The 18,043-nt window shown below is 70.8% G+C and carries 21 protein-coding genes; 16 read left to right on the forward strand and 5 right to left on the reverse strand.

Going from position 1 to position 18,043, the window contains the following annotated elements:
• Positions 1-49: 49 nt before the first annotated feature.
• The 7 genes from atpA (at position 50) to JNO54_RS06575 (ending at position 6,118) form a co-directional block, all read left to right on the forward strand.
• Positions 50-1,684: a F0F1 ATP synthase subunit alpha gene (gene atpA / locus JNO54_RS06545; protein WP_204143169.1), complete on the forward strand. Its 1,635-nt coding sequence runs from the start codon at positions 50-52 to the stop codon at positions 1,682-1,684.
• Between the two features lie 117 nt (positions 1,685-1,801).
• The gene (locus tag JNO54_RS06550) at positions 1,802-2,704 is read left to right on the forward strand and encodes a F0F1 ATP synthase subunit gamma (protein ID WP_204143170.1); all 903 of its coding nucleotides are present in this window, start codon (positions 1,802-1,804) and stop codon (positions 2,702-2,704) included.
• Positions 2,705-2,718: 14 nt separating this feature from the next.
• Positions 2,719-4,176 (forward strand): F0F1 ATP synthase subunit beta, encoded by a 1,458-nt coding sequence (gene atpD, locus JNO54_RS06555; RefSeq protein WP_204143171.1) that lies wholly within the window; start codon positions 2,719-2,721, stop codon positions 4,174-4,176.
• 83 nt (positions 4,177-4,259) lie between these two features.
• Positions 4,260-4,814, forward strand: coding sequence for an NINE protein (locus JNO54_RS14445; protein ID WP_233703197.1), 555 nt, complete (start codon positions 4,260-4,262; stop codon positions 4,812-4,814).
• On the forward strand, positions 4,811-5,314 hold the full coding sequence (locus tag JNO54_RS06565) for a DUF2752 domain-containing protein (RefSeq protein ID WP_204143172.1): 504 nt from the start codon (positions 4,811-4,813) through the stop codon (positions 5,312-5,314). Before JNO54_RS14445 ends, JNO54_RS06565 begins: the two co-directional genes overlap by 4 nt.
• Positions 5,315-5,412: 98 nt before the next feature.
• Positions 5,413-5,676 (forward strand): F0F1 ATP synthase subunit epsilon, encoded by a 264-nt coding sequence (locus JNO54_RS06570; protein WP_204143173.1) that lies wholly within the window; start codon positions 5,413-5,415, stop codon positions 5,674-5,676.
• A 10-nt stretch (positions 5,677-5,686) separates the two neighbouring features.
• Positions 5,687-6,118: a DUF2550 family protein gene (locus tag JNO54_RS06575; protein ID WP_204143174.1), complete on the forward strand. Its 432-nt coding sequence runs from the start codon at positions 5,687-5,689 to the stop codon at positions 6,116-6,118.
• Here the strand turns inward: JNO54_RS06575 and JNO54_RS06580 are convergent.
• Entirely contained in the window at positions 6,115-6,747 is a 633-nt protein-coding gene (locus JNO54_RS06580; protein ID WP_204144588.1) for a cob(I)yrinic acid a,c-diamide adenosyltransferase, read from the reverse strand. The two genes, JNO54_RS06575 and JNO54_RS06580, sit on opposite strands and share 4 nt — an antisense overlap.
• A 32-nt stretch (positions 6,748-6,779) precedes the next feature.
• On the opposite strand from JNO54_RS06580, the gene JNO54_RS06585 reads away from it, so the two are divergent.
• From JNO54_RS06585 to JNO54_RS06595, 3 genes are all read left to right on the forward strand, one after another.
• The gene (locus JNO54_RS06585) at positions 6,780-7,115 is read left to right on the forward strand and encodes a hypothetical protein (protein ID WP_204143175.1); all 336 of its coding nucleotides are present in this window, start codon (positions 6,780-6,782) and stop codon (positions 7,113-7,115) included.
• Positions 7,116-7,180: 65 nt separating this feature from the next.
• Complete coding sequence (locus JNO54_RS06590) at positions 7,181-7,537, forward strand: PadR family transcriptional regulator (protein WP_204143176.1); 357 nt, start codon at positions 7,181-7,183, stop codon at positions 7,535-7,537.
• On the forward strand, positions 7,534-8,133 hold the full coding sequence (locus tag JNO54_RS06595; RefSeq protein WP_204143177.1) for a hypothetical protein: 600 nt from the start codon (positions 7,534-7,536) through the stop codon (positions 8,131-8,133). The genes JNO54_RS06590 and JNO54_RS06595 overlap by 4 nt, the downstream gene beginning before the upstream one ends.
• A gap of 142 nt (positions 8,134-8,275) precedes the next feature.
• Here the strand turns inward: JNO54_RS06595 and nucS are convergent, their stop codons facing one another.
• Positions 8,276-8,971 carry an endonuclease NucS gene (gene nucS / locus JNO54_RS06600; RefSeq protein WP_204143178.1) on the reverse strand — a complete coding sequence of 232 codons (696 nt, stop codon included), beginning with the start codon at positions 8,969-8,971 and terminating at the stop codon, positions 8,276-8,278.
• Positions 8,972-9,068: 97 nt separating this feature from the next.
• Between nucS and JNO54_RS06605 the strand changes: the two genes are divergently transcribed.
• Both JNO54_RS06605 and JNO54_RS06610 read left to right on the forward strand, forming a co-directional pair.
• A complete protein-coding gene (locus JNO54_RS06605; protein ID WP_233703198.1) occupies positions 9,069-10,298 on the forward strand; it encodes a 3-hydroxyacyl-CoA dehydrogenase family protein in 1,230 nt (409 codons plus the stop codon).
• A gap of 170 nt (positions 10,299-10,468) precedes the next feature.
• Entirely contained in the window at positions 10,469-10,747 is a 279-nt protein-coding gene (locus JNO54_RS06610) for an Rv1322 family protein (protein ID WP_204143180.1), read from the forward strand.
• A gap of 66 nt (positions 10,748-10,813) precedes the next feature.
• Here JNO54_RS06610 and ccrA read toward each other — a convergent pair whose 3' ends face one another.
• Positions 10,814-12,154 (reverse strand): crotonyl-CoA carboxylase/reductase, encoded by a 1,341-nt coding sequence (ccrA, locus tag JNO54_RS06615; RefSeq protein ID WP_204144589.1) that lies wholly within the window; start codon positions 12,152-12,154, stop codon positions 10,814-10,816.
• Positions 12,155-12,284: 130 nt separating this feature from the next.
• Positions 12,285-12,719 carry a methylmalonyl-CoA epimerase gene (gene mce, locus JNO54_RS06620; RefSeq protein ID WP_204143181.1) on the reverse strand — a complete coding sequence of 145 codons (435 nt, stop codon included), beginning with the start codon at positions 12,717-12,719 and terminating at the stop codon, positions 12,285-12,287.
• Positions 12,720-12,888: 169 nt separating this feature from the next.
• Here mce and JNO54_RS06625 point away from each other — a divergent pair, with 169 nt between their 5' ends.
• Complete coding sequence (locus JNO54_RS06625) at positions 12,889-14,088, forward strand: acetyl-CoA C-acetyltransferase (RefSeq protein ID WP_204143182.1); 1,200 nt, start codon at positions 12,889-12,891, stop codon at positions 14,086-14,088.
• 111 nt (positions 14,089-14,199) lie between these two features.
• Here the strand turns inward: JNO54_RS06625 and JNO54_RS06630 are convergent, their stop codons facing one another.
• The gene (locus tag JNO54_RS06630) at positions 14,200-14,763 is read right to left on the reverse strand and encodes a hypothetical protein (protein ID WP_204143183.1); all 564 of its coding nucleotides are present in this window, start codon (positions 14,761-14,763) and stop codon (positions 14,200-14,202) included.
• A 66-nt stretch (positions 14,764-14,829) separates the two neighbouring features.
• Here JNO54_RS06630 and JNO54_RS06635 point away from each other — a divergent pair, with 66 nt between their 5' ends.
• The 3 genes from JNO54_RS06635 (at position 14,830) to JNO54_RS06645 (ending at position 18,023) form a co-directional block, all read left to right on the forward strand.
• Positions 14,830-16,248 (forward strand): serine/threonine-protein kinase, encoded by a 1,419-nt coding sequence (locus tag JNO54_RS06635; protein WP_204143184.1) that lies wholly within the window; start codon positions 14,830-14,832, stop codon positions 16,246-16,248.
• A 108-nt stretch (positions 16,249-16,356) separates the two neighbouring features.
• A complete protein-coding gene (locus JNO54_RS06640) occupies positions 16,357-17,052 on the forward strand; it encodes a hypothetical protein (protein ID WP_204143185.1) in 696 nt (231 codons plus the stop codon).
• Positions 17,049-18,023 carry a hypothetical protein gene (locus JNO54_RS06645; protein ID WP_204143186.1) on the forward strand — a complete coding sequence of 325 codons (975 nt, stop codon included), beginning with the start codon at positions 17,049-17,051 and terminating at the stop codon, positions 18,021-18,023. The genes JNO54_RS06640 and JNO54_RS06645 overlap by 4 nt, the downstream gene beginning before the upstream one ends.
• The last annotated feature ends 20 nt before the right edge of the window (positions 18,024-18,043 follow it).

Consider the following 18,043-nt stretch of genomic DNA (forward strand, 5'->3'; position numbering starts at 1 on the left):
ACTGACACGACAAGCCGGATCACCCCCGGCACCGAGGAGAAGAGACAACATGACGGAGCTCTCGATCCGTCCGGAGGAGATCCGGGACGCCCTGGACGGTTACGTCCAGTCCTACAACCCCGGCGCGGCCTCCCGCGAAGAGGTCGGCCGCGTCACCGACGCCGGTGACGGCATCGCCCACGTCGAGGGTCTGCCCTCGGCCATGACCAACGAGCTGCTCGAGTTCGAGGACGGCACCCTCGGGATCGCCCTCAACCTCGACGTCCACGAGATCGGTGTCGTCGTCCTCGGTGAGTTCAGCGGCATCGAGGAGGGCCAGGAGGTCAAGCGCACGGGCGAGGTCCTCTCGGTCCCCGTCGGTGACGCCTTCCTCGGTCGCGTCGTCAACCCGCTCGGACAGCCGATCGACGGTCTCGGCGACATCGCCTCGGAGGAGCGCCGCGCGCTCGAGCTCCAGGCGCCCACCGTCGTCCAGCGCAAGTCGGTCCACGAGCCGCTGCAGACCGGCCTCAAGGCCGTCGACGCGATGACCCCGATCGGCCGTGGCCAGCGCCAGCTGATCATCGGTGACCGCCAGACCGGCAAGACCACGGTTGCGGTCGACACGATCATCAACCAGAAGGAGTTCTGGGAGACCGGCGACCCGGAGAAGCAGGTCCGCTGCATCTACGTCGCCATCGGCCAGAAGGGCTCCACGATCGCTGCCGTCAAGGGCACGCTCGAGGAGGCCGGCGCGATGGAGTACACGACCATCGTCGCGGCCCCCGCCTCCGACGCCGCGGGCTTCAAGTACCTCGCCCCCTTCACCGGCTCGGCCATCGGCCAGCACTGGATGTACCAGGGCAAGCACGTCCTCATCGTCTTCGACGACCTGTCCAAGCAGGCCGAGGCCTACCGCGCGATGTCGCTGCTGCTCCGCCGCCCGCCGGGTCGCGAGGCCTACCCGGGTGACGTCTTCTACCTCCACTCGCGGCTCCTCGAGCGGTGCGCCAAGCTGAGCGACGACCTCGGTGCGGGTTCGATGACCGGTCTGCCGATCATCGAGACCAAGGCCGGTGACGTCTCGGCGTACATCCCGACCAACGTCATCTCCATCACCGACGGCCAGATCTACCTCCAGGCCGACCTCTTCAACTCCAACGTCCGCCCGGCGATCGACGTGGGTGTCTCCGTCTCCCGTGTCGGTGGTGCCGCGCAGATCAAGGCGATGAAGTCGGTCTCCGGTCGACTCAAGCTCGACCTCGCGCAGTACCGCGCCCTCGAGGCCTTCGCGATGTTCGCCTCGGACCTCGACCCCGCGAGCAAGCAGCAGCTGGCCCGAGGCGCACGCCTCGTCGAGCTGCTCAAGCAGAAGCAGGCCTCGCCGCTGGCCGTCGAGGAGCAGGTCGTCTCGATCTGGGCCGGCACCACCGGTCAGCTCGACTCGATCGCTGTCGAGGACATCACCCGCTTCGAGCAGGAGTTCCTCGACCACCTGCGTCGCGGCAAGAAGGACCTCCTCGACGCGATCCGGGAGACCGGCAAGTTCGAGGACTCCACCGAGCAGGCGCTCCAGTCCGAGATCGACTCCTTCAAGGACGGCTTCCAGGCCTCCGGCAAGGAAGACATCCCGGTCGGCGACGAGACCGTCGACGGCGAGGCGCAGGACGCCGAGCAGGAGAAGATCGTCAAGCAGAAGCGCTGACCCGCCACCGGTCGGGCGGGGGCACACCCCGCCCGACCTGGCCGGCAGACCAGCGGCCGCCTCGTGCGGCACCCAGCCACCACCCCTTCGCGAAGAACCCCAGAGAGGCGGCAACGTATGGGAGCGCAGATCCGGGAGTACCGGCAGCGCATCCGGTCCGTCAGTGCGACCAAGAAGATCACCCGCGCCATGGAGCTCATGGCGGCCTCCCGCGTCGTCAAGGCGCAGCAGGCCGTGCGGGAGTCCACCCCGTACGCACGGGCACTGACCCGGGCGGCCTCGGCCGTCGCGACCTTCTCCGACGAGGACCACGCGCTGACGACCGAGAAGGACGAGGTCAAGCGCGCTGCGGTCCTCATCATTGCGGCCGACCGCGGTCTGGCCGGCGGCTACAACGCCAACGTCCTCAAGGAGAGCGAGCGCGTCGTCGCCAAGCTCCAGGAGGAGGGCAAGGAGGTCGTCCCGTACCTCGTCGGCCGTCGCTCGTTGAACTTCTACACCTTCCGCAAGCGCGAGTACGCGGCGGAGTGGACCGGCTTCACCGAGAAGCCCACCTTCGAGGACGCCCGCGAGATCGGTGAGCGCCTCGTCGCGGACTTCGTCAAGGACACGGACGAAGGGGGAGTGGACGAGGTCCACATCGTCTTCACCCGGTTCGTCTCCATGGTCACCCAGGAGCCCGAGGTCATCCGGCTGCTGCCGCTCGAGGTCGTCGAGGGGGTGGCGGACGACGTGGAGCCGGACGACTTGTTCCCGCTCTACGAGTTCGAGCCGAGCGCCGATGAGCTGCTCGACACGTTGCTCCCGAAGTACGTCAACGCGCGCATCTTCAACATCCTGCTGCAGTCGGCCGCCTCCGAGCTCGCCGCCCGCCAGCGGGCGATGAAGTCGGCGACGGACAACGCCGAGGAGCTCATCAAGAAGTACACCCGTCTGGCCAACCAGGCCCGCCAGGCGGAGATCACGCAAGAGATTTCCGAGATCGTCGGCGGCGCCAGCGCCCTCGCCGAGGCCAAGTAAGTAGAGGACAGGTAATGACTGCCACCATCGAGTCCACCGAGGACACCACCCAGGCCGGCGGCGTCGGCCGGATCTCCCGCATCATCGGCCCCGTCGTCGACGTCGAGTTCGCGGCCGACAGCATGCCCGAGCAGTACAACCTGCTCACCACCGAGGTCGAGCTCGCCGGCGAGACCAAGCACATCAACCTCGAGGTCGCCCAGCACATCGGCGACAACATGGTCCGCGCCATCTCCCTGCAGCCGACCGACGGCCTCGTGCGCGGCACCCAGGTGCAGGACACCGGCGGCCCGATCACCGTCCCCGTCGGTGACGTCACCCTCGGCAAGGTCTTCAACACCACCGGTGTCTGCATGAACCTCGCGGAGGGCGAGACGCTCGACGTCAAGGAGCGCTGGGGCATCCACCGCACCGCGCCGGCCTTCGACCAGCTCGAGTCGAAGACGACGATGTTCGAGACCGGCATCAAGGTCATCGACCTGCTCACCCCGTACGTCCAGGGTGGCAAGATCGGCCTCTTCGGTGGTGCCGGTGTCGGCAAGACCGTCCTCATCCAGGAGATGATCGCCCGAGTCGCGCGCGACCACGGTGGTGTCTCCGTCTTCGCCGGTGTCGGCGAGCGCACCCGTGAGGGCAACGATCTGATGGTCGAGATGGAGGAGGCGGGCGTCCTCGGGCAGACCGCTCTCGTCTTCGGCCAGATGGACGAGCCGCCGGGTACGCGTCTGCGCGTCGCGCTCTCCGCGCTCACGATGGCGGAGTACTTCCGAGACGTCCAGAAGCAGGACGTGCTCCTCTTCATCGACAACATCTTCCGCTTCACGCAGGCGGGCTCGGAGGTCTCCACCCTCCTCGGCCGCATGCCGTCCGCGGTGGGCTACCAGCCGACCCTGGCCGACGAGATGGGTGTGCTCCAGGAGCGCATCACCTCGACGCGTGGTCACTCGATCACCTCGATGCAGGCGATCTACGTCCCCGCCGACGACTACACCGACCCGGCGCCGGCGACCACCTTCGCCCACCTCGACGCGACGACCGAGCTCTCGCGCGAGATCGCCTCGCTGGGCATCTACCCGGCCGTGGACCCGCTCGCGTCGACCTCGCGGATCCTCGACCGCCGGTACATCGCGGAGGACCACTACAACACCGCGGTCCGCGTGAAGTCCATCCTGCAGCGCAACAAGGAGCTGCAGGACATCATCGCGATCCTCGGCATCGACGAGCTGTCCGAGGAGGACAAGATCCTCGTCAACCGGGCGCGCCGCATCCAGCGCTTCCTGGGCCAGAACACCTACGTCGCCAAGCAGTTCACCGGCATCGAGGGGTCGACCGTGCCGCTGGCCGACACCATCGAGGCGTTCACGAAGATTGCCGACGGCGAGTACGACCACGTCGGTGAGCAGGCCTTCTTCATGTGCGGTGGCCTCGACGACGTCGAGCGCCAGTGGGCAGAGATCCAGAAGAACCTCTGACCCTCCGGTCACCTCGTCGACGGCCCGTCCCCTGAGAAGGGGGCGGGCCGTCGCCGTCAGTGCCCGCGGTTAGGCTGGCCCGCATGAGCACGCCACCCTCCGGATCCTCGCCCACCGGCGACTCCTCGCAGCCGTCCGGCCCGTCGTCCCAGCCGAGCCCCTACGGCTCGTCCTCGTCGTACGAGCAGGCACCCCGGTCGTCCTACGACCAGCCCGTCGGCTACGGCGCGGCGCCGCAGTACCAGGCCCCCTCGGCTCCGGCCGGCGACCCGACGACCAGCCAGTACTACCTCTCCCAGATGGGCCACGAGTACGGCCCGCTGAGCTACCAGGACCTGGCGACGATGGCTCTCGCCGGCCAGCTCAAGGGCGACACCCCGCTCAAGACGGCGGTGCAGGGCCAGTGGTTCCAGGCCAGGCAGGTCCCGGGCCTCTTCAGCCACCGCGAGTGGTTGACGACGCTGCTCCTGTCGATCTTCCTCGGCAGCCTCGGTGTCGACCGCTTCTACCTCGGCCAGATCGGCCTGGGCATCCTCAAGCTCATCACCCTCGGTGGCTGCGGCATCTGGCAGATCATCGATATCATCCTCATCGCCATGCGCAAGATGGTCGACAACGAAGGGCGTCCGCTGCCGTGACCCTGCCGAGCACGCCAAAGCCGCTCCCCCCGGAGCTGCGCCCCCGTGAGGGGCGCACCGGGGGAGCGATGGGGTACAGCCTCGGCGCCCGGAGCACGGCGATCGGGCTCGGTGTGCTCGGTGCCGTCGGCCTGGCGATCGCCGCGATGTGGCCGGTCCGCAGCGTCGACGGCGGGCAGCCGACGTGCATCGTCCGGCTCCTCTTCGACCTGCCCTGCCCCGGCTGCGGCATGACCCGGGCCTGGGTCCACGCGGCGCACGGTGACCTCGCGGGGGCCTTCTGGCTCAACCCCTTCGGTCTCGTCCTCATGGCGATGGCCGCCTTCGCCGCGATCTACGTCGCGTGGGCGCTCGTCCGGCGACGACCACCGGAGCGGATGCTCGACCTCGTGCGCCCCCGACCCGTGCTCACCCTCTTCTCGCTGTGGATCGCCTGGTCGGCCTACCGCATCTGGAGCGTGGCCCAGGGGCAGGAGATGTGGGCGAGCGTCATGGCCTGAGGCCGGGCGCAGGTCGGGTCCTGCCGCCGGTACGATGGGCACCTGAGCCCCCCTTGGCCCGGCGACCCGGGCCCCACCGACACGGAGAAGGACCCCACGTGAGCGCTCTGAACGTTGAGCTTGTTGCCGCCGACCGGAAGGTGTGGTCCGGCGAGGCCTCGATGGTGCGGGCGCGCAGCATCGACGGCGAGATCGGCATCATGCCCGGTCACACCCCGATCCTCGGGGTCCTCGTCGAGGGTGACGTCGTCATCAAGACCGAGTCGGGCGAGCGCGTCGCGACCGTCGACGGCGGCTTCCTCTCCGTCGACCACGACACCGTGACCATCGTCGCCGAGACGGTCACCGAGTCCTCGCGCTGACCCCGACCTCGTGAGCGCGCTGCTGGTGGCCGAGCTGGTCCTGGCCTGTGCGCTGCTCACGACGCTGCTGCTCGTCGTCGGCATGATCTGGCGACGCCGAGCCATCGCCGCCGGATATCCCATGGCGCTCGCCGCGGTCAGCCGCGACGAGCGCCGTTGGCGTCTCGGGCTGCTGCGGCTCGGCCCGACCTCGCTGGGCTGGTACCCCGTGGTGGCGCTGAGCACCCGCCCCCGGCTCGAGTGGGACCGCGCCCACCTCGAGCTCTCCACGCCCACCTCCGAGACGATCTCGATCCCGGGCCTCTCCGGTGCCGTGCGGGTCGACGTCGGTGACCCCACGACGAGCGCACAGACCCCGCTGGCCGTCGAGTGGAGGATCTACGTGGCGATGCGCTCCTGGCTCGAGTCGAGCCCGCCCGGCCAGGACGTCAACGTCGCCTAGCGGCGCCGCCTGCGCTCCGGCCGCTCCGCACGCCCGCCGCCGGGCTGCCACAGCACGTCTCCGCCGTGGTCGAGGTTCGCCACCCGGGCCAGGACGAAGAGCAGGTCCGAGAGCCGGTTGAGGTAGGCCACCGCGACCGGGTTGATCCCCCCTTCGCCTCGCTCCGTGGACTCCTCCGTGCCGTAGGCCTCGACGGCCGCCCACGCCGAGCGCTCGGCCCGCCGGACCACCGTCGTCGCGACGTGCAGGAAGGCCGAGCCGGCGCTGCCGCCGGGCAGGATGAAGGAGCGCAGCGGCTCGAGCCGCTCGAGGTAGCGGTCGCAGTCCGCCTCGAGCTCGTCGACCCACTGCTGGAGGACGCGAAGGGGTGGGTGCTCGGGCTTGGCGGCCAGCGGGGTGGAGAGGTCGGCCCCGAGGTCGAAGAGGTCGTTCTGCACCCGCAGCAGGGTCTCCCGCACGTCCTCCGGCAGGTTCCCGCAGGCGATGGCCACACCGATCGCGGCGTTGGCCTCGTTGGCGTCCGCGTACGCCGCCAGGCGGGCGTCGGTCTTGCGGGTCCGGCTGAAGTCGCCGAGCGCGGTCGTGCCGTCGTCGCCGGTGCGGGTGTAGATCTTCGTGAGGTTGACCATGGGTGCCATCGTCGCAGGTCTAGCCTGACGGGATGAGCCTGCACTGCCCAGCCAGACTGATCCTGGCGAAGGGGGAGGACCCGGTCTCCCCGGTCGTCGCCTCGGTGCGCAGCGAGCGGGTGGCGGCCGTCTGCGCGGCGCCAGGGGAGAGCGCGGTCGCCGAGCGTGCGGCCACGGACCTCGGGTGCCCGGTCGAGGAGGTGGCCACGCTGGCCGAGCTAGGCCGCTGGACCGAGGCGCTCGTCGAGATCGCCGACCTGCACCGCGGGGAGAGCGTGCTCGTCATCGCCCCGCGCGGGGCGCTCGAGCGGTCGATCACCGTCGACGTCGGGGACGACGGGATCGTGACGCGGGGGACTCTGGACTGAGCACGTGCGCGGCAAGCGTGGCGATATAGATAGACAGGCTGACTAGATAGTCATACGATCATGTCATGACCGAGAGTGCGCCCTGGCCGAGCGAGTGGCTGCGCGGTGCGCTGTCGCTCCTCGTCCTCCGGGCACTCGCGTCCGGCCCCACCTACGGCTACGCGGTCGCCGCCGAGCTCGAGGCGCGGGGGATCGGCAAGGTCAAGGGCGGCACGCTCTACCCGCTGCTCGGCCGTCTCGAGGGCGACGGGCTGATCACGGCGCACTGGGAGCCGGGCGACGGCGGGCCGGGCCGCAAGTACTTCGAGCTCACCTCCGCAGGGGAGGCCCACCTCGACTCCGAGAGCCGGCGGTGGCGGGAGTTCAGCACGCTCGTGGGCGACATGCTCCACGGCGCCACGACACGGGAGGCAGCACCATGACCATGTCCACGATCGACCCACGGTGGCGCGACGCCTTCGTCGTCGCGCTGAGGATGCGTGACGTCCCGCCGGAGCGCATCGCCGACCAGCTGAAGATCGTCGAGACCCACTGCGCTGAGTCCGGCGAGCCGGCCGAGGAGGCCTTCGGCGACCCGACCGAGTACGCGATCACGATCGCGCCCGAGGCGCCGAAGGCCCGCGACGAGCTGTCCACCCTGCTGCCCGCGGCCGTCGTCGGGCTGCTCGCGGGCCTCCTGCTCGTCGAGGGGCTCCTCGGGCTCATCGAGGGGCGCCCGGTCACGGTGACCGTGGGCGACCTCGCCGGCGCGGCGGTCCTCGTCGCCGCGGCCCTGCTCGTCGTGACGATCGTCTTCCCCCGGCGCAAGCCGCTCCTGCCCAGCTTCGCCGTCGCCGGCGGCGGGGTCGCGCTCGCCGTCGTCCTCAGTCTCTGGCTGCCGCAGCCTCTCCTCGACCTGCCGGCAGCGCTCGCGCTGGTGACGGCGCTCGCGCTCCTCGCGGGGATGATCTGGTGGACGATCCGGGCCGCGCGCACCCAGCGGATCACCGACCCGGTGACCGGCGAGCCGATGCTCTGACGGCCCGTCCCCCCTCCGCACGAGCCAAGGCTCGTGCGGAGTGAGGGGCGTACGAGCCTTGGCTCGTGCGGAGGGGGCGTACGAGCCAAGGCTCGTGCGGGGTGTGGGGCGTACGAGCCTTGGCTCGTGCGGGGTGTGGGTGTCAGAAGAGGCGGGAGTCGACGTCGTCGATGCCCTTGAGCGCGTCGTAGTCGAGGGTGACGCAACGGATCCCGCGGTCCTCGGCGAGCGTGCGGGCCTGGGGCTTGATGACCTGGGCGGCGAAGACGCCGGTCACCGGACGCAGGTGGGGGTCGCGGTTCATCAGCTCGAGGTAGCGGGTCAGCTGCTCGACGCCGTCGATCTCGCCGCGGCGCTTGATCTCGACGGCGACGGTGGTGCCGCTCGCGTCCTTGCAGAGGATGTCGACGGGGCCGATCGCCGTCATGTACTCGCGGCGGGTCAGCGTCCACCCCTCGCCGAGCGTGGTGATGTGCTCGGCGAGCAGCTTCTGCAGGTGCGCCTCGACGCCGTCCTTGACGAGCCCGGGGTCGACACCGAGCTCGTGGGCGCTGTCGTGGTGGACCTCGTGGATCTTCACGCGCAGCCGGTCCTCGGACTTGGCGTGCTGCACGTTCCAGACCAGAGTCACCCCTTCGGCCGCCTCGGTCTCGTCCGGCTCGACCTCGGCCATGGCGCACGGCGGCGACATCCAGTTGAGCGGCTTGTACGAGCCCCCGTCGCTGTGCACGAGCACCGACCCGTCGGCCTTGACGAGGAGCAGGCGCGTGGCCAGGGGGAGGTGCGCCGACAGGCGGCCGTCGTAGTCGACGCTGCAGGTCGCGATGACGAGTCTCACGCCGACCCACCCTATGTCCCCCGGGCGAGGACGCGGGTGGCGACCATCACGCCCGGAACGCCTGTCAGCACCGCGCTGCCCCGGCGAGACTGGAGCCATGTCAGCCAACGGATCCCGCGCTCTCGCAGACTCGCTCGTCTACCCCTACCTCAACCACGCCGCCTCGATGTCCGAGGAGGGCTACGCCTCCCGTGAGGACATCGACAACGGCATGCGCTTCGGCTGCGGCCTGCCCAAGGGCCCGCTCACCGTCATCGACGAGCTCGGCGTCGACGTCGTCCGCGACACGCTCGCCGCCATGCACGCCGAGAGCGGCCAGGAGATGCACCGCCCGCGTCCGGTCCTCGACGAGCTCGTCGCCGCCGGCCGGACCGGCCAGGCCTCCGGCGCCGGCTTCTACACCTACGCCTCGGCCGGGTCCGACGAGGTCGTCGCCGACGACACGACGCCCGCGGGCGCCTCCGGTGACGAGAAGGTCCGCGAGATCTCCACGGTCGGCGTCGTCGGCTCCGGCACCATGGCGACCGGCATCATCCAGGTCTTCGCCCAGGCCGGCTACCCGGTGACCTACGTCGCGCGGTCCCAGGACAAGGTCGACGGGGTCCGGGCGGCGATCGAGAAGTCGCTGGCCAAGGCCGTCGAGCGCGGCAAGACCACCCAGGAGGACGCCGACGCGGTCCTCGGCCGCCTCACCGGCGCGACCGAGCGCGAGGCCCTCGCCGACGCCGACATCGTCGTCGAGGCCATCGCCGAGGAGATCGGCATCAAGACCGAGCTCTTCCGCGACCTCGACTGTATCTGCAAGCAGGGGGCGATCCTCGCGACGACGACCTCCTCGCTCCCGATCAGCGACCTCGGTGCGCAGACGAGCCGTCCGCAGGACGTGGTCGGCATGCACTTCTTCAACCCCGCGCCGGTCATGAAGCTCGTCGAGGTCATCAACACCGACGAGACCGCCCAGGACGTCCTCGACACGGTCCGCGACCTCTGCGCCAAGACCCGCAAGGTTGCCGTGTCCTGCGCCGACCGCTCCGGCTTCATCGTCAATGCGCTGCTCTTCCCCTACCTCAACGACGCCGTCAAGGCACTCGAGGCCGGCCAGGGCACCGAGGACGAGATCGACGCGGCGATCACCGAGCACTACGGCTACCCGATGGGCCCCTTCGCCCTGCTCGACGTCGTCGGTCTCGACGTCTCGCTGGCGATTCAGGAGGAGCTCCTCGCCGAGTTCGGCCACCCCGAGCTCACGCCGGCCCCCCGTCTCGTCGAGCTCGTCGAGGCCGGCCACCTCGGCCGCAAGACGAAGCAGGGCTTCCGCACGTACTGAGCCCTCACGCAGGACCTCCCAGAAGAAGTTCCCGGACGATGCAGCGGATCCTCAGGGTGAGCGCGTCGTAGGAGTGAGGGACACCTCGCACGCCTCCGGGGGGAGGAGATGAGGCCCACGCCGCCCTGCCGGCGTGGGCCTCTTCTACGTCCGGGCGGCATCATGGGTGCGTGCCTCGTGCCAACCGACGTCGTCGTGACGACCTGCCACCGCTGCCGCCCGCCGTCCATCGCGGCGGCGAGCAGCGCGTGACCTGGCGGGGCCGCACGTGGGTGACCCGGGCTCTCTCCGGCGCCAGCTCGACGCGCACCTACACCTGCCCCGGGTGCCACCACCCGCTCCCGCCGGGGACCGCCCACGTCGTCGTCTGGCCGGACGACGGCCTCGGCTCCGTCGACGACCGCCGGCACTGGCACACGGCCTGCTGGCGCGCCCGCCGGGGACGTTAGCAACGCGAAGGGGGTGACCCGGCCGAGTCGGCCGGGTCACCCCCCTTCGTCGTGGGACGGGTGAGATCAGACGTTACGGAAGGCGTTGATCTGGTTCTCGTACTTCGCCCGCTTCTCCGGGTTGGTGACGCCCAGGCCCGGCTCGGGGGCGAGGGTGAGCACGCCGACCTTGCCCTGGTGGAGGTTGTGGTGGACGTCGAGCGCCGCCTGGCCGACCTCCTCGAGGGCGTAGGTCTTCGACAGCGTCGGGTGGACGAGGCCGCGGTTGACGAGCTCGTTGGCCTCCCAGGACTCGCGGTAGTTCGCGAAGTGGCTGGAGATGATGCTCTTGAGGTTCATCCACAGGTAGCGGTTGTCGTACTCGTGCATGTAGCCCGAGGTCGACGCGCAGGTGACGATCTTGCCGCCCTTGCGCGCGACGTAGACCGAGGCGCCGAAGGTCTCGCGGCCCGGGTGCTCGAAGACGATGTCGACGTCGTGGCCGCCGGTGAGCTCACGGATCTTCTTGCCGAGGCGCTGCCACTCCTTCGGGTTCTGCTTGGTGCCCTCCTCGTTCCAGAACTTGTAGTCCTCGGCGCGGCGGTCGATGATCAGCTCGGCGCCCATCTTGCGGCAGATCTCGGCCTTGTCCGGGCTGGAGACCACGCAGACCGGGGTCGCGCCGGCGGCCAGCGCCATCTGCGTGGCGTAGGAGCCGAGGCCGCCCGAGGCCCCCCAGATGAGGACGCGGTCACCGAGCTTGAGCGCGGCGCCGTTCTTGGAGATCAGCTGGCGGTAGGCCGTGGAGTTCACCAGGCCGGGGGCCGCGGCCTCCTCCCAGGTGAGGTGGTCCGGCTTGGGCATGAGCTGGTTGGCCTTGACGATGGCGAGCTCGGCGAGGCCGCCGAAGTTCGTCTCGAAGCCCCAGATCCGCTGCTGCGGGTCCATCATCGTGTCGTCGTGGCCGTCCGGCTCCTCGAGCTCGACGGAGAGGCAGTGGGCGACGACCTCCTGGCCGGGCTTCCACTTGGAGACGCTGCCGCCGGTGCGCAGGACGACGCCGGAGAGGTCGGACCCGACGACGTGGTAGGGCAGGTCGTGGCGCTTGGACCACTCGTTGAGCTTGCCGTAGCGCTCGAGGAAGCCGAAGGTCGGGACGGGCTCGAAGATCGAGGTCCACACGGTGTTGTAGTTGATGGCGCTCGCCATGACGGCGACGAGGGCCTCGTCCGGCGCGAGCTCGGGGATCTCGACGTCGTCGATGTGCAGCGACTTGCGCGGGTCCTTGTCGCGGCTCTTGAGGCCCTCGAACATGCCGATCTCGTCCTTGTGGACGGTCGCAGCACGGTACGTCTGGGGCAGCTCGATGCCTGCGTAGGTCTCCTCGGAGCGGTCTCCGGAGAGGATCGCGTCGCGGATCTGGTCCATTGCCATGGTTGGGGGGCTCCTCGGCCTGGTGGTTCGGTCGGGACGGCACGACGTGCCTCGCGGCACAACGTAGCCGGGCGAAGGGGTGATCTGGTGGCCCTGAGAGGGCGGTCACCAGGTGACCCTGCTCTCAGTGGGCGGCGTCGGTGGCGGGCTCGACGAGCTCGACGAGGATGCCGCGGGCGTCCTTGGGGTGGATGAAGTTGACCCTGCTGTTGCTCGTGCCGCGCTTCGGGGTGTCGTAGAGCAGGCGCAGTCCGCGCTCGCGGAGGGTGTCGCACACGGCGTCGATGTCGTCGACCCGGTAGGCGAGCTGCTGGATGCCCTGGCCGTTGCGGTCGAGGAACTTCGCGATCGTCGACTCGGGGGAGAGGGGCGCGAGCAGCTGGATGCACGAGCCGGAGGCACCGACACGCATCATCGCCTCGCGGACGCCCTGCTCCTCGTTGACCTCCTCGTGCGCCAGCTCCATGCCGAGGGTGTCGCGGTAGAAGGCGATGGCGTCGTCGAGGTCGGGGACGGCGACGCCCACGTGGTCGATGTGGGTGAAGAGGTCAGCAGTCATGTCGTGCACGCTAGCCCGCGCGCCGTGGCCGCGGCGGTGAGTCGTGGCGAAGGCCACGGCCGCTGTGACCTCCGACCCAGGGGGTCCCCCCTTCGCCCCCGCGTCGTTAGAGTGCGAGGAGAGCCGGCCCGCAGCCGGCGCCATCCCGAACCTCATGGAGGACCCAGGTATGTCTGACCGTCCCGTCTCCGTCATCGTCGCGGGCGCCCGTACCCCGATGGGCCGCATGAGCGGCTCGCTCAAGGGCTTCTCCGGCTCCGACCTCGGTGGCTTCGCCATCAAGGGAGCCCTGGAGAAGGCCGGTGTCAAGGGTGAGGACGTCGACTACGTCATCATGGGCCAGGTGCTCACGGCCGGCGAGGGCCAGATCCCTGCCCGCCAGGCCGCGATCAAGGGCGGCATCCCGTTGAACGTCCCGGCCCTGACCGTCAACAAGGTCTGCCTCTCGGGCATCGACGCGATCGCGCTCGCCGACCAGCTCATCCGCGCCGGCGAGTTCGACATCGTGGTCGCCGGTGGCCAGGAGTCGATGACCAACGCCCCGCACCTGCTGCCGAAGAGCCGTGACGGCTTCAAGTACGGCGACGTCCAGCTCAGGGACTCGATGGCCTACGACGGTCTCCACGACGTCATCACCGACCAGGCGATGGGCTCGCTCACCGAGACCACCAACCAGGGCGGCGACAGCTTCAGCCGCGAGGAGCAGGACGAGTTCGCCGCCGGCAGCCACACCAAGGCCGCCCAGGCCTGGGCCGACGGCAAGTTCGACGACGAGGTCGTCGCGGTCGAGATCCCGCAGCGCAAGGGCGACCCGGTCGTCTTCAAGAACGACGAAGGGGTCCGGGCCGACACCACGGCCGAGTCCCTCGGCCGGCTGCGTCCCGCCTTCGACAAGAGCGGCACGATCACCGCTGGCTCGGCCTCGCAGATCTCCGACGGTGCCTGCGCGGTCGTCGTCATGAGCAAGGCCAAGGCCGAGGAGCTCGGGCTGGACTACCTCGCCGAGATCGGCGCTCACGGCGTCGTCGCCGGCCCGGACAGCACGCTCCAGGCCCAGCCGGCCAACGCGATCCAGGCCGCCTGCGACAAGGAGGGGATCAGCCCCTCCGACCTCAAGGTCGTCGAGATCAACGAGGCCTTCGCCGCCGTCGGTCTCGCCTCGGCCAAGCAGCTCGGCCTCGACGCCGACATCGTCAACCCCAACGGCGGCGCGATCGCCATGGGTCACCCGCTCGGGATGTCCGGTGCGCGTGTCGTCCTCACCCTGGCACACGAGCTGAAGCGTCGCGGTGGCGGCGTCGGCGCGGCCGCCCTCTGCGGCGGCGGCGGCCAGGGTGACGCTCTCATCGTGCGCGTGCCCTCCGCCTGACGGACCTCCGGCGCACCCTTGCCCGGGTTGGTGTGAACCTCGCCCGGGTCGCTGTGACAAGGGCCCCTCACCCGATCGGGTGAGGGGCCCTGCGTCGTGGTCGCGGAGCCGTCAGTAGTCGGAGATCGTCAGCGCGTCGTAGGTGACGGCGTCGACCGCGTCGACGGTCTCCCTGCACCTCGCCGGACCGGTGCCCCCCGGCTCGATGGTCGGGGTGGTGCACAGCGAGTCGTCGATCTCGACGCCGTCGCGGCGGAAGTTGACGTAGAAGCTGAAGGACTGCGGGTGCTCACCGTCGTTGGTCACCGTGACGTCGACCGGCACGTACCCGCGCTCACCCTCGGCGATGCGCCAGCCCGCCGACACGAGGCCGCCGTCGACGCTCACCCCCTCGCCCTCGACGACCGGTGCTCCCTGCGCCTCCTCCGCCTGCTCGGAGACCGACGAGACCGCCGAGCGGACCTCGTCCTGGGCCACCCACCCGGCCCACCCGACGATGCCGAGCACCCCGCAGCAGCACAGGAAGATCATCACGGCGATGGTCACGAGCACCCAGAGGAGGGTGTTGTCCTTGCGCGGCGGGGCGCCGTAGGGCGCAGCCTGGCCGTAGGGCGCCGGCTGGCCGTAGGGGTCGGGCTGGCCCTGCGGGTGGGAGGGCTGCTGCTGGTCAGACATGCGGGCTCCCCTGCTCGTGCTGGTCTGATGGGCAATGTACGGCCCCCGCGTCCTATCGTGGCCGGGATGACCAACGACGCGACGCGCAGCACCGAGACCGACCCCGGCCTCGTCGCCGACCGCTACCGGACCGTGCGGCCCATCGGCCAGGGTGGCATGGGGACGGTCTGGCTGGCGACCGACGAGCGGCTCGGGCGCTCGGTCGCGATCAAGCGGCTCGCGGCGGTCCCCGGCGCCGGTGCGGCGGACGCGCGGGCCCTGCGCGAGGCGCGACACGCAGCGGCGCTCAACCACCCCAACGTCGTCTCGGTCTTCGACGTCGTCCAGCACGAGGGCTCGTCGTGGCTCGTCATGGAGCACGTCGACGGCCCCACCCTGGCCCAGGCCGTGCGCGACCGGGGACCCCTGCGGCCTCGGGGCGCCGCCGACCTCGGGGCGCAGCTCGCGGCGGCGCTGGCCGCAGCCCACGCCGCCGGGGTCGTCCACCGTGACATCAAGCCGGCCAACGTCCTCATCGGTGACCGCCGGGCCAAGCTCGCGGACTTCGGGACCGCGCGGGCGGGGACCGACGAGCAGCACACCGGGACGGGGCTGGTCACCGGGACCCCGACCTACATGGCCCCCGAGGTCGCCGACGGTCACCCCCCGACCGAGGCGTCCGACCTGTGGGCGCTCGGGGCGACGCTCTACCTCGCCGTCGAGGGCCGGGACGCGTACTCGTCGCGGGGCAACGCCCTGGCGACGCTGCGGCACATCGCGACGACCGACCCCGAGCCGGCGCAGCAGGCAGGAGCGCTCGGCCCGATCATCGAGCGGCTCATGTCGCGGATCCCGGGAGAGCGCGGCACCGCGGCCCAGGTCCGCGACGAGCTCCGGCTCGTCGCCGAGGGGGAGGAGCTGCCGACGGCCCCTGTCACGACGACCCGACCGCCCCGCCCCGCCGGCCCACCCCCGCCCCGCGACGCGCCCCCTTCGTCCGAGGACGAGCGCCGCCCGGGCCGCCTCGTCCCGTGGCTCGTCGGAGCCGTCGTCCTCGTGCTCCTCGCCGGGCTGGCCGCCGCGCTCCTGCGGGACCGGGGTGCCGAGGCGACGAGCGGCGCGACCCCGCCCCCCGCCGCCGCGACCACCGCCACCTCCGAGCCGAGCAGCGAGAGCCCGTCCGAGCCCGAGGAGCCGGCCTTCCCCGCGGACGAGGTGACGGCCTTCGTCGCCGAGCACTACAGCCGGCTGGCGAGCGACCCCGCGACGTCGTGGGACTCGCTGACCCCTGAGATGCAGCAGGTCGCGGGCGGCGAGCAGGCCTACACCGACCTCTGGTCGGCGTACTCGACGGTGGCCGCGGAGCAGATCGAGGTGGACGAGGAGAGCGGCCGGGTCACCTTCACCCTGAGCCGGACGAAGGGGTCCGAGCCGCCGACGACGAGCCGTCAGGCAATCACCGTGGTGCGGGCCGGAGACGGCCTGAGGATCGCCGCCACCGGTTGACCGTCCGCAGGGCGAGCCTTTACGAATTTGTGACCTTCGCCGGTCTTTGCGACAGTGGATGGCCGGTCGTGGCACCCCGCGACCGTGACTCACCGACAGGAAGCACTCGTGCCTCAACTCTTCTCCCGCGTCCTCGCGGCGGTCCTCGCCGCGCTCGGCGCCGTCTGCGCGGTGACCGGCGTGTGGTTCATGAGCCAGCTCGGCACCGACGGCCGGGCCACCTTCTCGGCCGAGCCGGGCAGCCAGACCCTCGTCGTCCACCCCGACATCCTCAACCGGGTCGACTCCGACGTCGTCCTGGAGGCCCGCGCCCCCGGCGCCGTGTGGATGGGCCTGGCGCGTCCCTCCGACGCCGAGTCGGTGATGAAGGACGCGAAGGTGGTCCGGGCGACGACCGTGTCGGTCCCCTCGTGGGAGCTCGAGACGGTGGCGACCGGCAGCGGTGAGACCGCCGACCCGGCGAGCTACGACCTGTGGCAGGCGAAGCGCTCCGGCAACGGCAGCGCGAGCATCACCGTCACGCAGGACGCCGCCCCGCAGACCCTCGTCGTCGCCGCCGAGGAGGGGCAGGAGATCGAGTCCGTGACGATGACGGTGCGCGACAGTGGGTGGTTCACCCGCGCGGTCGTGCTCACGATCATCGGGCTCGTGCTCCTCGCCGCCGCGGCCTACCTCGTCCTCCGGTCGCGCTCCTCCGTCACCGACGAGGGCGGGGCCGAGCCTGACGAGACGTCGACCGACGAGATCGCGGCCGACGAGACCGAGCCGGCCCAGACCGAGCCGACCGAGGGGAGCACCCGATGAGCACCCGACGCACCCGACTCGTGGCCCTCGTGGCAGCCCTCCCGGTGGCCCTGGCCGGCTGTGCATCCGTGGCCGGCGTCCACGACGCACCCAGCGAGGTCCCTGATGGTCCCTCGATCAGCCAGACCGCGGGCGCCGAGGTGACCCAGCGCGTCCTCTCCGAGACCGCGGTCGCCCTCGACCTCACCGGCAAGCAGGCCGACGCCAGCCGCAAGGCGGTCCTCACCGGACCGGCGCTCGCCGCCGCCGAGGCGCGCGAGCGGGTCAGTCGGGGCGACGACGGGCCGGGCTCGCTGGCCCCCAAGGCCGAGGCCCGGGTCCTGGCCGTCAGCCGGGGGACCGGGTGGCCGCGCTCCATCCTGGCCACCTCTCGGCAGGGGGAGGAGCAGCTGCTCCACGTCCTCGTCGCGGAGGGGCCGACCTCGCCCTACCGGCTCTTCGCCACCGTGCCCATGGCCGCGGGCGCGAGCATCCCCGCCTTCGCCGACCCGCAGGACGGCGTCGCCGTCAAGCCCCCCAAGGCGGTCACCGAGAAGGACCTCAAGGTCGTGCAGACCTGGGCCCAGGCCGTCGCCCACCCGGCACCCAAGAAGCAGCCCGGCGGGATCGCCCTCGACGACACCTTCTCCTCCGCGCTGCGCGACAACGCCGCGGCCCAGCAGAAGTCGCTCGGCAAGCTCGCGACGTACAAGGTCGCGCACGCCGTCGGCAAGGACGGCATCGTCTTCTCGCTCGCCGACGGCGGGACCCTGACGATCGCCGGCCTGACCCGCAAGGACACCGTCACCGCGACCAACCGCGCCAAGGAGCTGCGGATGCCCTCCGAGATCGCCAAGGTCCTCGGCAAGGACAAGATCACCGAGGAGCTCACCGTCTCCCACCTGGAGACCGTCGCCATCGTCACGCCCGGCGACGGCAAGAGCAGCGTCGTCGCCGCGTCCGAGCAGCTCGCGGACGCGAAGGGCAGCTGAGCACGAGCCGCCGCCCATCT

Origin of the sequence: Janibacter endophyticus (genome assembly GCF_016888335.1) — a bacterium.
Lineage (GTDB): Bacteria > Actinomycetota > Actinomycetes > Actinomycetales > Dermatophilaceae > Marihabitans > Marihabitans endophyticum.

What these genes read in the sequence shown, in the direction of transcription:
- JNO54_RS06580 (WP_204144588.1), bottom strand. Translation starts at nt 6,747, where the DNA reads ATGGTCAACCTCACGAAGATCTACACCCGCACCGGCGACGACGGCACG.
- JNO54_RS06585 (WP_204143175.1), top strand. Translation starts at nt 6,780, where the DNA reads ATGAGCCTGCACTGCCCAGCCAGACTGATCCTGGCGAAGGGGGAGGAC.
- JNO54_RS06595 (WP_204143177.1), top strand. Translation starts at nt 7,534, where the DNA reads ATGACCATGTCCACGATCGACCCACGGTGGCGCGACGCCTTCGTCGTC.
- JNO54_RS06590 (WP_204143176.1), top strand. Translation starts at nt 7,181, where the DNA reads ATGACCGAGAGTGCGCCCTGGCCGAGCGAGTGGCTGCGCGGTGCGCTG.
- mce (WP_204143181.1), bottom strand. Translation starts at nt 12,719, where the DNA reads ATGACTGCTGACCTCTTCACCCACATCGACCACGTGGGCGTCGCCGTC.
- JNO54_RS06605 (WP_233703198.1), top strand. Translation starts at nt 9,069, where the DNA reads ATGTCAGCCAACGGATCCCGCGCTCTCGCAGACTCGCTCGTCTACCCC.
- JNO54_RS06630 (WP_204143183.1), bottom strand. Translation starts at nt 14,763, where the DNA reads ATGTCTGACCAGCAGCAGCCCTCCCACCCGCAGGGCCAGCCCGACCCC.
- JNO54_RS14445 (WP_233703197.1), top strand. Translation starts at nt 4,260, where the DNA reads ATGAGCACGCCACCCTCCGGATCCTCGCCCACCGGCGACTCCTCGCAG.
- JNO54_RS06625 (WP_204143182.1), top strand. Translation starts at nt 12,889, where the DNA reads ATGTCTGACCGTCCCGTCTCCGTCATCGTCGCGGGCGCCCGTACCCCG.
- JNO54_RS06645 (WP_204143186.1), top strand. Translation starts at nt 17,049, where the DNA reads ATGAGCACCCGACGCACCCGACTCGTGGCCCTCGTGGCAGCCCTCCCG.
- ccrA (WP_204144589.1), bottom strand. Translation starts at nt 12,154, where the DNA reads ATGGACCAGATCCGCGACGCGATCCTCTCCGGAGACCGCTCCGAGGAG.
- atpD (WP_204143171.1), top strand. Translation starts at nt 2,719, where the DNA reads ATGACTGCCACCATCGAGTCCACCGAGGACACCACCCAGGCCGGCGGC.
- JNO54_RS06550 (WP_204143170.1), top strand. Translation starts at nt 1,802, where the DNA reads ATGGGAGCGCAGATCCGGGAGTACCGGCAGCGCATCCGGTCCGTCAGT.
- JNO54_RS06635 (WP_204143184.1), top strand. Translation starts at nt 14,830, where the DNA reads ATGACCAACGACGCGACGCGCAGCACCGAGACCGACCCCGGCCTCGTC.
- atpA (WP_204143169.1), top strand. Translation starts at nt 50, where the DNA reads ATGACGGAGCTCTCGATCCGTCCGGAGGAGATCCGGGACGCCCTGGAC.